Raw genomic sequence first — 13,222 nt, 5'->3', positions numbered from 1 at the left:
TCTCCCTTCCAACATGGGAATATACTATACGCTACAAGAGTCCGCTAGACAATATTTTTTTCCATAAAGTAGGATGTGTAATGCTCCACCAAGCTGGGATCAAAGGTCAGATCGTTGTATTTTGTGTAGTCTCCCGCTCATACCAATACCCCGGAATTCCCCGCGCAAGACGCAGCAGCGCCTCCAGGAAGAAGTAATCGCCCCAGATCATGAAGTCATCCGGGGAGGCGTTGCCTCTGACGGAGTAGGAGCCGTGCCGCAGGAATCCCTCTTCTGATGGGTGGCCTGCGGTGAAGTAGTGATTGATCAGCGAGTCCATGGACTTGTTCACGGCGTCACAGAAGTAGTCCCGGTCGGGATCATTCTCCGGCAGATGCTCCAGCAGCTCTAAGAGACCGCATACGGTGATGGCAGAAGCGGAGCTGTCGCGCGGGGTGCCTTCCTGCTGCGGGGCATCGAAATCCCAATAGGCTACATGGTCGGCGGGGAGATGCTCCACGAAGTAGCGGGCCATTCTTTTGGAGGCTTCGAGGTAATGAGGCTCCTGGAAGCTGCGGTAGGCGAGAGCGAAGCCGTAGACACCCCAGGCCTGTCCCCTCGTCCAGGTGGAGCCGTCCTGATACCCTTGTGCCGTACCTCCACGAAGGGCATCCCCCGTCTGCTGGTCGAAATAAAAGGTATGGTAAGAAGAGTCATCGCCCCTCACCAGGAAGCGGCGGCTTGTCTCGGCGTGGATACGGGAAGCCCTGGCATAGACCGGGTCGCCAGTCTGTTCACTGGCCCAGCAGAGGAGCGGCAGATTCATCAGGCAGTCGATGATGATCCGTCCCCCGTTGTCTTTGTCGCCTTCGGGCCCCCAAGCCTGAAAGAGCTGCGGACAAGGACGCCAGCGCTTCATCAGCTGGTCCGCTGCCTGCAGGGCGAGCAGACGCGAGGCTTCATCCTTGTCTGCAATCCAGCGGGCCTTGGCCGAAAGAGAGTACAGGAAGCCGATATCGTGATGATCCAGTGCCTGCCCGTCCAGCATGCGCTGGTGGAAGGAATCGGTCGCCTGGATGGCGGCGGCATGAATCTCCGGGTCCCGGCTGTATTCATAGCTTAGCCATAAAATCCCAGGCCAGAAGCCCTCTGTCCAGTTGGTGTGGCCGGTCAGATGATATTTGCCGTCCCCCATACTTACAATCGGAAATCTCTCCCCAAATCGCTTCACATTAAGCCGCGTAGTCGTAAGTGTCTGCTCAATCGCCTGCTCCCAGTTCATACCCGCCATAACCTCCATAATATCGCTATAGTGTGCTTAACCCTATTATAAGCCGATCAAGCTGTAGGTTTGTTGCGCAAAACTATAGTTATATTGCGGATCTGCTATCAACGGAGCTGCCCGTAGACGCTCCAGCTGTTGACTAAATGACCGGCGGCGAATAGACAGGCCGGAACAATGAACAACCAGGACTGGAGCCAAACGCCAAGCAGCAGGAAATAGAGGGCCGGGAAGACGGCCATAGGAACGGGGATGCCCAGCCAGGGCTTGAACAGCGCCGTAAAAGCTCTCCCGCTCCGGAAATAGCGCACCCAGCCGCCGTAGTAAACCAGCAGGCAGAGTGCCATCAGTACAGCGGATACTCCCAGGGTCTGAGCAGAAATCAATCGGCCGAAAAGAATGGGTAGCATGAAGCAGGTAATCTGCCCTGCCCGCTCCAGGAGCGTGAAGACCAGCGGGGCGGAGTTCAAGGAGTCAGGAACACTCCGGGGCGGGAAGAATAGGAATATAAGATTCGGCAGTAATACGAGTAAAGAGATGATAAAACCCAGAGCATGTAGTCCCATCGCAGAAATCCGCCTTCCTCTGTGCAATGATAGTGGCCATACCTGACAAATACATAGCATATCTCTATAATTGCATTATATATCCTAGAGAGCCTGGAGCGGGAGGAAGACATGCAATTTCAACCTATATATGAAGACGGAGAATTAATGATGCCGAAGCTCGAGCTTGATTTGTCTGCGAATCCTTCGGTTGGTATTATCACAGATTTGAGACGCAAGCAATTGTTAATGAAGCAACTGTCCCGGGATTCCGGCAATTATTTGTCGTGGGCCGGGCAGAACGAGTATCTGCGGTTGACGGTAGAGGAGCTAATCTCGTTTCTGATCCGGATGTCGGGACGCGAAGAGCGTGCGGCTGTGTTAACTGATTATTTTGCGCTGAAGGAGGAACGTAAGGTCAGATTGATGCAGCTCAGCTCTTCGAAAAGGGTGTATGTGACCCTGCTGCGGGCTTTTTTCGCCCATCAGTCCACGCTCGTATTGGAGGAGCCATATTTCTATCTGGAGGAGCAGGACCGCCGCCAGCTGAAGCGGATACTGGATGATCTGTCGCAGCAGAAAAGGATACTCATTCTGACCTCGAATCTGGAGGATGCGCTGATCTCCTGTGATGTCATCTACCGGCTGAGCGGGTCCGGGCTTCATCAGCTGGATATCCGCGATTCGGAAGAGGACAGGCAGGAGGCGCAGAAGCAGGATGAGGCCAACATCACCTTACAGAAGGTCTCGACCAAACGGGAGGATAAGGTGATTTTATTTGATCCGCCCGAGATTGATTTTATTGAAAGTGTAGAGGGCTCTATCCTGGTGCATGTCGGCGGTGAGCATTATGACTGTGCCCTGACCTTGACCCAGCTCGAAGCGCGGTTGCTGAATTTCGGCTTCTTCCGCTGCCACCGGTCCTACATCGTCAATTTGCAAAAGGTACGTGAGATCATTACCTGGACGAAGAACAGCTACAGTCTGCGGCTGAACACCGGCAAGGAGGCCGTGGTTCCGTTATCCCGCTCCAAATTGCAGGAACTTAAGGCGCTGCTTAAGCTGTAAAAGGTACCGTTCAGGCCGGAATGGGTACAATTCACCCGGTTTTGGTGGCTGAAAGGCTGGAATCCGGATAACGTTAAGCCATCAACAACTAAAGGATGTGGCGAGATGGCGGTTATTCAGGTAGAGCAGGTCCGCAAGACCTTCGGGGCTAGAGATGCGCTGACAGAGGTGTCCTTCAGTATTCCGAAGGGGGAGATTTTCGGGTTCCTCGGTCCGAGCGGTGCAGGCAAAACCACCTTAATTAAGATTCTGACTGCACAGCTGAAGCCGACTGACGGAGCGGCCAAAGTCTTCGATCAGCCGGCAGAGGCGATGCAGCAGTCGGTCCAGAAGATGCGTTTTGGCATTCTGACCGATAACAGCGGCCTGTACGAGCGGTTGTCCATAGAGGAGAATCTGGAGCTGTACCGGAAGCTGTACGATCTTCCCCGCTCTGCGGTGGATCAGGTGCTGCAGTTCGTTAATTTGAGCAGTGAGCGCAAGAAGAAAACAAACACGCTGTCCAAAGGGATGCGTCAGCGGGTGATGCTGGCCTGCGCCATTATCCATGAGCCGGAGCTGTTGTTCCTGGATGAGCCGACCTCGGCCCTGGACCCTGTGAATTCAGCGCATATCTATAAAGGCTTACGTTATCTGAATGAGAAGGGTACGACTATCTTCATCACCACGCATGATATGGCGGAGGCGGAGCTGCTCTGTAACCGTGTGGCGATTCTCTATCAGGGACGTATCCAGACCATCGGCTCTCCGCGGGAACTGAAGCGTCAGCACCGCGAGAATGTAATCCGGGTGGAGCTGACCAGCGGAGAGGCTCATGAGCTTCCGGTGGACGGGGACACGGCGGACCGGATCGCGGATTGGATGAAGCGGGGACTTATTGAACGGGTAGAGACGAAGGAACCGAGCCTGGGTGATATTTTTATCAAAATGACGGGAAGTGAGCTGCTATGAACATCTCCTATAAGCGGGCCAGCGCGATCTTTGTGAAGGATTACAAGGAATTCTCGCGCAATTATGCGCTGTCCATTATGCTGCTGTTTCCGATTCTGTTTGCGCTGCTGTTTAAAAGCGCAGGGACATCCTTGCCGGGAGCCGCCGGATTCCTGTTCAACAGTTCGTTTGTCCTGCTGACCTGCTTCGCTCAAGCCTGCCTGATTGCGGAAGAGAAGGAACGCAACACGCTGCGGTCCCTTATGATGACTCCGGCTACTACAATGGATGTGCTGATGGGCAAAAGCAGTCTGGTCTTTGTCATGTCAGCGGTGGTACTTACCGTTTCTACACTATTGTATGGCTATGAACCAGTAAATATAGGAGCATTTGTAGCCGCGATTGTTCTTTCCATTGTTCTCTACACGGCAGCCGGGACGATCTGTGGTCTCTATTCCAAAACCTTACTTGATGCTTCCTTATCCATCATCCCGGTAGCCTTCATCTTCATGGGCGCACCGTGGGGGGCTGTATTGGCGAAGAATTATCCAGTATTAGGATTGCTGGACTACATGCCAAGCAGCCAATTAATACATTTGCTGAACCTGAGCCCTGCCGGTTATTCTGCGGCAGAGGTGTGGCCGCCTCTTCTGATCATTGCGGCGTGGACAGCCGTGCTGACGATTGTGTCTGTGGTGCTGTACCAGAAGCGGCTCCGGGACGAATAAGCTGGTGGGACTGTGCGGATTGTGGCGCAGGCCGCGCCAAAGGCTGGATAGAACGCAAAGGAAGCCGCTCCGGGGAGGAGCGGCTTCTTGGTGTATAGGAATTGTGCTTGCACGCAGGCGTATGGCCCAAATGTATGCGGAAAACAGCATACATTGTGCTCGGGTGCTGGCGAATAGGTAATCTTATTCACCCGCAGGGTGATTTTCTTGCGCTTGCTGTACAGCAAGCATCAGGCTTTTACACCATATTAGGAATCTCTACGGCAGGGTCTGTATCAGCTTCATAGTCTACGCCTTCGGTACGGAAGCCGAACAGATGGAAGAAGTCGTCCTGATAGCCTGCCAGATCCGCCAGCTCAGGCACATTATCGGTCTCCAGCTCATTCCAGCGTCTCATGACCTCGATCTGCACATCTTCGCGCATCTCCCAGTCGTCAATGCGGATCAGGTGGCTGCCGTCCGCAGCGGCTTCGCCGCCGTTATACAGATGGTCTGCGAACAGACGGTACATCTGCTGGATGCAGTTCTCGTGCAGCTCCTTCTCCTTCATGACTCTGTACAGGGCGGAGATATACAGCGGCACTACCGGGATCGCCGAGCTGGATTGGGTCACCAGTGCCTTATTCACAGATACGAAGGCCCGGCCCCCTGTGGCGGAGAGCTGATCGTTCAAGGCAATGGCGGTCTGCTCCAGATGGTTCTTCGCCTGGCCGATAGTTCCGTCCTTGTAGATAGGATGCGTAATCTTGGGTCCGATATAAGAGTACGCTACGGTAGTTGCTCCGTCAGCAAGCACACCGGCCTCCTGCATCTGGCTGATCCACATGCCCCAGTCTTCTCCGCCCATCACGGCTATGGTCTGGCGGACTTCATCCTCTGTAGCCGGTTCAATGGTAACGGTGGAGACTTCTCCGGTGTGGAAGTTCATCGTCTTGTTCGAGTAAGCTTCGCCTACCGGCTTAATAACCGAAGAGAACACCTCTCCGGTTACCGGATGGGTGCGGCGCGGGGAGGCCACGCTGTAGACGACCAGGTCAACGGTGCCGAATTCGGCCTTGATTAGTTCGATCGTTGTGGTCTTGACGGCGTCCGAGAAGGCATCGCCGACGATGCTGAAGGATTTCAGCCCCTGCTTGGCCGCTTCACGTTCAAAGGCAGCAGAATTGTACCAGCCTGCGGAGGCGGTGCGGGTGCCTTCAGCAGCCTTGTCGAAGAAGACGCCGATGGTGTTCGCGCCCGCGCCAAAGGCAGCGGCAATTCGCGAAGCCAGTCCATAGCCTGTGGAAGCGCCGATGACCAGCACGTTCACCGGGCCGGTAAGCTTCTTTTGGGACCGTACATAATCGATCTGTTCCTGTATTTGTCCGGCACATCCCTCCGGGTGAGCTGTTGTGCAGATAAAGCCGCGTGTTTTTGGCTGAATAATCATCAAGGATATCCCCTTTGTTTTAGTTTTTAACTTTTTTCGTTAATATAGAGTATAGCAAATGATGGCATAGAAAGATAAGCCTTCAATATAATGAATAGCAATTTTGTAGGCCTGCCGCTAAGAATTCGCAACTTTTCCCAATCTGCAGCGTCAGTGGGTAGAGAGGCTACGGAGAATTTAGGGAGGGTCTGTAATGGGCAAAAGATTATCCGCACTTATACTGGCCGTGCTGCTCTTGGGCGGCTGCAGTGGAGGGGGTTCGGGCATGAATTACGCGGAGAGACAGGCTGCTGCAGCAGGGCTCGATTCGGGTCTGGCTGACAGCAGCAACCGGCTGGGCGTGAAGCTGTTCGGCCAGTTATGGAAGCAGGGGAGCGGGAACCTGACGATATCCCCGTACAGTGTCGCTACCGCTCTGGCCCTGGCTTATAACGGCAGTGCCGGAGAGACGGCAGAGGAACTCGGGAAGCTGCTGGGCTATGCGCCGGACGAACGGCAGAAGCTGAATACTGGCCATCAGTCATTAATGAAGCTCTTGAATCATGTAGGACCGGGCGTGGAGCTGAAGATCGCAAATTCGGTCTGGGGGATGAAGGGCCTGCCGCTGCGCAGGGAATATCTCAAGACCGGTGAGAACTTCTATGATGCGCAGATTAAGACTACGGACCTGGCGGCAGAGGAGTCTGTGAAGGAGATTAACGGTTGGGTGGCAGACCATACGGAGGACAAGATTCAGGAGATGCTCACGGAGCCGCCCGGACCGCTGGCTGTGGCTGTCCTTGTCAATGCGCTGTATTTCAAAGGCAACTGGACAGATGTGTTCGAGGAACAGGCTACGAAGCAGGCCGACTTTTATCCACTGGACGGACCGGCAGCGCAGGTAATGATGATGAAGCGGAGCGGTATGTTCGAGTATGCAGCTCATGAGGATTGGCAGGCGGTGAAGCTTCCCTACGGAGAGGGACAGCTGGAGATGGTAGTGGTCCTTCCGGGTGAGCAATCCTCTCTCTCGGAGCTTGTGGGTCAACTGGAGCAGGGAACTCTGCCGCTCGATGAGGATTTTTCCAGTACTCTGGGGACGCTGCTGCTGCCGAGATTCACGGCCAGCTATGGGACAGAGCTCTCCAAAGTGCTGCAGGCGCTGGGCGTGAAGCTTGCCTTTGATCCGAACCGGGGCGATTTCTCCCTTATGGCGGATCTGGACAGCCCGATTTTTGTGGAACAGGTCATCCACAAAACCTATATCGATGTGAACGAGCGGGGAACGGAGGCAGCGGCTTCCACTGTAATTGGTATGCTTGTCGGAGCAGCAGCGCCCCCTGCAGATAAGCCCTTTGAAATGAATGTCAACCGGCCGTTCCTGTTCATGATCCGGGACACGCAGAGCGGAGCTGTGCTGTTCCTTGGGGCGATTGAGAATCCGCAGTGCACGGATTGAATTCAGGCTGGGATGAATTTCAAGCATTTACGCATAAATGATCCCTTCACAGGTCACAATAGGAAAAAACCAGAATGAAGGGATTAACGTGAATGCTTTTCGCCTGAAAAAACAACTGTGGCGGCGGTGGAGACGCTGGAAAAAAGCTCCCTGGGTAGGTGCGGCATGCCTCGTACTGACGTTGCTCGCCTGGCGCGGCATGCAGGTTCCGGAAGAGATCAGCACGCTGCTTAAATCTTCGTCATTCCTGAGCGGCAGCGCAGGGCAGAATCTGGAACCCGGAAGCAGCTTACCGGCTGTAGCCGCCCTATATAACCATACAGATGATGATGCCGAAGAGGATGCCGCCGTGTTGAACAGTCAAGAGCTGCTGAAGGCTGTGGGCAAGGAAGCCATCAGCAGAACAGTGCATCTCAAGACGCTCTATGTAGCCGGTGAAGAGGTACAGACCCTGCCGGGCAAGCAGACCCCGGCCCAGCTTAACGAGCTGATTGTCCGGCATGCGGGCTGGAGCGGCTGGATTAGCCGGGAAGGGGACCTGTGGCTGGAGCAGCGGGTCAATGACCTGTCGCCGCTGACCAAAAAAGAAGCCTACTTCGGGGTGGACGAGCAAGGCAACCTGACCTTGTTCCAAGGACCGCCCGAGGCGGAGCGGGTCATGAAGACCTTTTTCCAGATGGACATGGGCTCGATCAAATCCTCTCTGCCCAAGGGCATCTGGGAGCAGCTTCATCAGGGCATCCGGGTGCAGGATCTGGAGGAGTACAACAGCGTACTCTCCACATTCAGCGACTATGCGCGGGATTCCTCTGAACAGGTGATGCATGCGGAGTGAGGGAGACTATAGTATTAGCAGCAGTAGCATGAAGACTCGCGGCGCACAAGTGGCCTGCGGGTCTTTTTGTGCGGGGAATGAAAGGGCTAAATCCCATTGGTGATGCAGAAAGTAGGCGGGATGAGTAAATGAAGGGGATAAATCCCATAGAGGTAGCGCCAAGTGCGGCTAAAGGAGCGTAGTGAAGAGCACAAGTGCACCTGAATCCCGGGAATGTTGGCTAAATGAGCAAATGAGGAGCACAAGTGCACCTGAATCCCGGGAATGTTGGCTAAATGAGCAAATGAGGAGCATTAGTGCACCTGAATCCCAGGAATGTTGGCTAAATGAGCAAATGAGGAGCATTAGTGCACCTGAATCCCGGGAATGTTGGCTAAATGAGCAAATGAGGAGCATTAGTGCACCTCTATCTCCTGAGCCCTGACATGTAGACAAACAATAGCGTTTCAAATCCCCGGGGACAAATTTTTTGTCTCCCGGGGAATTTTTTTTGCTATAATGGGTGGAAGGAATACATATGTTCGCTTTAGGGCCGGAGGGATGGATGCAGTGGGCCTGCATCCGCAGGGTTATTCTGCCTTGGCGTCTATCCGAAAGTATCCGCCCGGGCATAGAGGAGAGAGAAGGATCTTGCGCATTTTGGGGATTGATCCGGGGCTGGCGATTGTCGGCTTTGGCTTCGTAGATAAGGTTGGCAACAAATTAACACCGGTCCAATACGGCTGTATCCAGACCGAGGCACATACCCCGGAAGAAGAGCGTCTGCTGCATGTCTATGAAGGCATGGTGCAACTGATTGATAAATATAAACCGGATGCGGTAGCGGTAGAGAAGCTGTTCTTCAGCCGCAATGTGACCACGGCCTTACCGGTGGCGCAGGCACGCGGGGTGCTGATTCTGGCAGCCGTACAGCGCGGGCTTCCGGTGGCAGAATACACCCCAATGATGGTGAAGCAGGCTGTAGTCGGTTACGGCAAGGCGGAGAAGAAGCAGGTGCAGGAGATGGTCAAGCTGCTCTTGAAGCTGACGGCTGTACCGAAGCCCGATGATGTGGCGGATGCGCTGGCGGTGGCGGTATGCCATGCCCATTCCGTGAGTCTTAATTCCAAATTAAATGAGGTATTGCGAAAATGATAGATTTTCTTAGAGGGCCGGTTGCGCATCTGGAGCCGGAATATGTTGTGCTGGATGTTCAGGGCGTGGGGTACCGGGTATTCTGCCCGAACCCGTATGCTTTTGCCAAGACTGAGGGTCCGGTGACTGTGTTCATTCATTATCAGACCCGCGAGGATGCTACGCTTCTGTTCGGATTCCCGTCGCGCGAGGAGCAGCGGCTGTTCCGCAAGCTTATTGAGGTATCGGGCATCGGCCCGCGTGTCGCGCTGGGCATTCTGACTGGCGGAACGCCGGATCAGCTGATCGCGGCTATCTATCAGGAGAATATCACCTTCCTGACGAAGCTGCCGGGAATCGGCAAGAAGACGGCGCAACGGATGATTCTGGACCTGAAGGACAAGCTGGACGGCTTCGGCGGGGCAGCCTTACAGACGGGATTGTTCGCAGTAGCGGCTGAAGCGCAGAACAAGGCGGAGGCGCTCCCGTGGGAAGAAGCCAGAGATGCCCTGAAGGCGCTTGGTTACACCGATGCCGAGCTGGACCGGGTGCACTTGAAGATGAAGCAGGAAGGCACGGATACCGGACCGGTGGATGTGCTGATGAAGAAGGCGCTGGGGCTGCTGTATATCGCCAAATAGGTCCCAGAAGAACGGAGTGAGAAAGAATGGATGACCGGATTATATCGGCTAATCTGATGATGGACGAGCAGGCGGTGGAATTAAGTCTGCGCCCCCGTTATCTGGGTGAATATATCGGCCAGAACCAGGTGAAAGAGAACCTGAAAATATATATAGAAGCGGCCAAGATGCGCAGTGAAGCGCTGGATCATGTGCTGCTGTACGGGCCTCCGGGTCTCGGCAAAACGACGCTGGCCAATATTATTGCCAACGAACTTGGAGTCAATCTGCGGACCACCTCCGGCCCGGCAATTGAACGGCCCGGCGATCTGGCGGCGCTGCTGACGAACCTTCAGGAAGGCGATGTGCTGTTCATTGACGAGATTCACCGTCTGCACCGGACGGTGGAGGAGGTCATGTATCCGGCGATGGAGGATTTCGCGCTGGATATTATGATTGGCAAGGGGCCGAGCGCACGGTCGGTCCGGCTGGACCTGCCGCCCTTCACGCTAATTGGGGCAACGACACGCGCAGGACTGCTGTCTGCTCCGCTGCGTGACCGCTTCGGAGTGGTCAGCCGGCTAGAGTATTACACCATCGATGAACTGAGCTTCATTGTGGCCCGCAACGCCGAACTGCTGGGCATTGAGATTCTGGGCGATGCAGCGGAAGAGATTGCCCTGCGGGCCCGGGGGACGCCGCGGATTGCCAACCGTCTACTGAAGCGGGTACGCGATTACGCCCAGGTCCGGGGCGACGGAATCATCACCCCGGAGATTGCTGCCGAATCGCTGAAGATGCTCCAGGTGGACCCCCGGGGACTGGACAGTATCGACCATAAGATGCTGCAATCCATGATCAGCTCCTTCCGGGGCGGGCCTGTTGGGCTGGATACCATCGCCGCTACGATAGGCGAAGAGAGCCAGACCATTGAGGATGTATACGAGCCCTATCTGCTGCAGATAGGTTTCTTGCAGCGCACGCCGCGCGGTCGCATTGTTACGCCTGCGGCATATCATCATCTCGGCCTTCCGCTTCCACCGCAGCCTAACTGATTGCTGAGAATCCTGCCTATACCGCAACATCTTGCGTATGATCTAGGTACAAACTAAAGTTGATTTATCACTAATACTTTATAGGAGGCCTACAATGAAACTTGCGAAGTGGACAACAACAGGAATCGGGCTGCTGGGCCGGGGGGCAATGGCTGCATTGCTTGCAGCAGGCAGTCTGCTCATTCCGGCAGATCACGCCCGCGCCGATTCCGGCGGGCCCATCCGGGTTGCACTGTATGCCGACATTGGCAGCAAATATAAATCTACCGTACCGCTGGTAACCCTGCAGTCTGAGCAGAGCTTCAGCCTGCTTCCGGCAGCCGGCGGCAGCCCGTTATTGTCGGTTCCGGCCCAGAACAAGGTCCGTGTCAGTCTGGACGGGTTCCGGGTGAAGGTGCTGGAGACGCCAAGCTGGCAGACCGCTGCGGATGCGGCGAAGAAGCTTCAGTCTTCTTCCAATAAGCCGCAGATCTTCATGATTGCGAGAGGCGGCGCCAAGGTATATCAGCTATATACCGGAGGCTATGCCAGTGAGAGTGCAGCCAATAACGGGCTGAACGCCGTCCTCAAAGCCGGTCTGGCGATTCCTGAGGGGCAGACCCCTGCGGTGGCCGGAACCAAGCATCTGACTGCGGGCTCCTACGCTACACTCGAGGAAGCCCAGGCGGTAGTCAGCAGCCTGACCACTGCCGGCTTAGATGCTTGGCCGGTATTCATATCCGGTGATGGCGGCAGTGCGCGTACCGAGGTATGGGCAGGCGAGGCGTCAAGTGACAGCGAGCTTGCGGCGGTCTCTGCTTCGGCAGCTGCGCTGCTTCCTCAGCTTGCTCTGACGCCTGTGGCTCCGGGTGCACCCGGAGTAATGATCCGCATGGACGCAGGGCTCGATTTCAACAGCGAAATCCAGGCCTTTCATTATCTGTTATCCGGAAGTGACACGAAGTTCATCTTGTCCGGCAATGAGAAGGGAATCATGCTTACGGAAAGGTCCAAGCGGATCTACCGCGGCGATATGGAGCTTGGCAATCTGAATGGTTCATTGTCTGTCATTAACGTGGTTCCGCTGGAGCAATATCTGTATGCCGTAGTGGGAGGAGAGGTATCCTCCGGCTGGCCGGAAGAAGCGCTGAAGGCCCAGGCTGTAGCGGCACGCAGTTACGCGCTGTCCCAAGGGAACCGCTTCGATGTTGCCAATGTGGTGGATACAACGCTCAGCCAGGTCTATAACGGAATCGGTGCAGAAGCACCCACAATCATCAAGGCGGTCGATGCAACGGCAGGGGAAGTGCTGCAGAGCGGCGGCAAGGTCGTAGAGGCAGTTTTCTCCTCGAACAGCGGCGGCGTTACGGCTGACCCTTCAGAAGTATGGAACAGTGGCGGCAACTATGCCAGTGTGCCCAGCGCAGAGGATATAGCTGCGGTGGGTTCGGCCAAGAAGTGGTATTATGTACTGCTGGACAGCGGCGTCTCCGGCTATGCCCGGGAAGATAACATCAAATTAACAGGCGATAAGACAGCCGCAGGGCTCCCCATTGCCACAGCCACAACCAAGGATGTGAATATCCGGCCGCTGCCTGTTGTTGACAGCAGTGCTGCTCCAGCAGGCAAGCTGAATCCGGGCCAGAACGCCGTAGTGCTTAATCAGGTCTATGAATCCGGCAGCTACAGCTGGATCAAGGGTCCGTATTCTTCAGCTGAGCTGCTGAAGAGCCTGACCGGCAAGACCAGCGGTACTTTGCCCTCTTCCATAACCACTCTGGAGGTTACCCGGCGCGGGCCATCGGGAAGAGCGGTAGAGGTCAAGGCGAACGGCCAGATCCTGCAGGTGAAGTACCCGGATCTGTTCCGTTCCTCCTTCGGCGGATTGCCCAGCACCTTGTTTGATATTGTACCTGCCGGAAGTTATACTGTATTAGGCGCTGACGGCTCTACAGCTGCTATCGGCAGCGCAAGCTCTGCCGGAGTGCTGTCTGCCTCGGGCCAAGTAACGTCCAGCGGCAGCGGAACGGTTGTGATGGGCGCGGATCAGACCTCCAGAGTCGTGACCGGCAGTCCGGGCTTCTATTTCATCGGCTGGGGTTACGGGCACGGACTCGGCATGTCCCAATGGGGCGTGAAGGGAATGGCCGACAAAGGGTATGATTATAAGCAAATATTGCAACACTATTTCAATAACGTTACTATAATTAAGAATTAAGGA

The 13,222-nt window shown here is 55.2% G+C and carries 12 protein-coding genes; 9 read left to right on the top strand and 3 right to left on the bottom strand.

All coding sequences use genetic code 11. The annotated features are described in order from the left end of the window. Positions 1 to 106: 106 nt before the first annotated feature. Both NYE24_RS12360 and NYE24_RS12355 read right to left on the bottom strand, forming a co-directional pair. On the bottom strand, positions 107 to 1,261 hold the full coding sequence (locus NYE24_RS12360; RefSeq protein WP_342479233.1) for a glycoside hydrolase family 88 protein: 1,155 nt from the start codon (positions 1,259 to 1,261) through the stop codon (positions 107 to 109). A gap of 107 nt (positions 1,262 to 1,368) precedes the next feature. Then, the gene (locus NYE24_RS12355; protein ID WP_341184318.1) at positions 1,369 to 1,827 is read right to left on the bottom strand and encodes a hypothetical protein; all 459 of its coding nucleotides are present in this window, start codon (positions 1,825 to 1,827) and stop codon (positions 1,369 to 1,371) included. Between the two features lie 111 nt (positions 1,828 to 1,938). Here NYE24_RS12355 and NYE24_RS12350 point away from each other — a divergent pair, with 111 nt between their 5' ends. From NYE24_RS12350 to NYE24_RS12340, 3 genes are all read left to right on the top strand, one after another. Then, positions 1,939 to 2,874 carry a LytTR family transcriptional regulator DNA-binding domain-containing protein gene (locus tag NYE24_RS12350; RefSeq protein WP_342478765.1) on the top strand — a complete coding sequence of 312 codons (936 nt, stop codon included), beginning with the start codon at positions 1,939 to 1,941 and terminating at the stop codon, positions 2,872 to 2,874. A gap of 105 nt (positions 2,875 to 2,979) precedes the next feature. Further along, entirely contained in the window at positions 2,980 to 3,825 is an 846-nt protein-coding gene (locus tag NYE24_RS12345; RefSeq protein ID WP_342478764.1) for an ABC transporter ATP-binding protein, read from the top strand. Beyond that, positions 3,822 to 4,532, top strand: coding sequence for an ABC transporter permease (locus tag NYE24_RS12340; protein ID WP_076162230.1), 711 nt, complete (start codon positions 3,822 to 3,824; stop codon positions 4,530 to 4,532). The genes NYE24_RS12345 and NYE24_RS12340 overlap by 4 nt, the downstream gene beginning before the upstream one ends. A gap of 238 nt (positions 4,533 to 4,770) precedes the next feature. Here NYE24_RS12340 and fabV read toward each other — a convergent pair whose 3' ends face one another. Further along, positions 4,771 to 5,961 carry an enoyl-ACP reductase FabV gene (gene fabV, locus NYE24_RS12335; RefSeq protein WP_036690562.1) on the bottom strand — a complete coding sequence of 397 codons (1,191 nt, stop codon included), beginning with the start codon at positions 5,959 to 5,961 and terminating at the stop codon, positions 4,771 to 4,773. Between the two features lie 193 nt (positions 5,962 to 6,154). Here fabV and NYE24_RS12330 point away from each other — a divergent pair, with 193 nt between their 5' ends. The 6 genes from NYE24_RS12330 to NYE24_RS12305 all read left to right on the top strand — a co-directional run bounded on the left by NYE24_RS12330 (position 6,155) and on the right by NYE24_RS12305 (position 13,219). Beyond that, positions 6,155 to 7,399, top strand: coding sequence for a serpin family protein (locus tag NYE24_RS12330; RefSeq protein WP_342478763.1), 1,245 nt, complete (start codon positions 6,155 to 6,157; stop codon positions 7,397 to 7,399). A gap of 88 nt (positions 7,400 to 7,487) precedes the next feature. Beyond that, on the top strand, positions 7,488 to 8,234 hold the full coding sequence (locus tag NYE24_RS12325) for a BofC C-terminal domain-containing protein (protein WP_036690561.1): 747 nt from the start codon (positions 7,488 to 7,490) through the stop codon (positions 8,232 to 8,234). 630 nt (positions 8,235 to 8,864) lie between these two features. Continuing rightward, a complete protein-coding gene (ruvC, locus tag NYE24_RS12320; RefSeq protein WP_036690559.1) occupies positions 8,865 to 9,368 on the top strand; it encodes a crossover junction endodeoxyribonuclease RuvC in 504 nt (167 codons plus the stop codon). Next, a complete protein-coding gene (ruvA, locus tag NYE24_RS12315; RefSeq protein ID WP_036690557.1) occupies positions 9,365 to 9,988 on the top strand; it encodes a Holliday junction branch migration protein RuvA in 624 nt (207 codons plus the stop codon). Before ruvC ends, ruvA begins: the two co-directional genes overlap by 4 nt. Positions 9,989 to 10,014: 26 nt before the next feature. Beyond that, complete coding sequence (ruvB, locus tag NYE24_RS12310) at positions 10,015 to 11,022, top strand: Holliday junction branch migration DNA helicase RuvB (RefSeq protein ID WP_036690556.1); 1,008 nt, start codon at positions 10,015 to 10,017, stop codon at positions 11,020 to 11,022. A gap of 94 nt (positions 11,023 to 11,116) precedes the next feature. Then, positions 11,117 to 13,219 (top strand): SpoIID/LytB domain-containing protein, encoded by a 2,103-nt coding sequence (locus NYE24_RS12305; protein WP_342478762.1) that lies wholly within the window; start codon positions 11,117 to 11,119, stop codon positions 13,217 to 13,219. The last annotated feature ends 3 nt before the right edge of the window (positions 13,220 to 13,222 follow it).

The sequence above is a fragment of the Paenibacillus sp. FSL H7-0350 genome, from assembly GCF_038593195.1.
GTDB lineage: Bacteria > Bacillota > Bacilli > Paenibacillales > Paenibacillaceae > Paenibacillus_AQ.
This window is presented reverse-complemented; position numbering and strand designations above follow the sequence as displayed.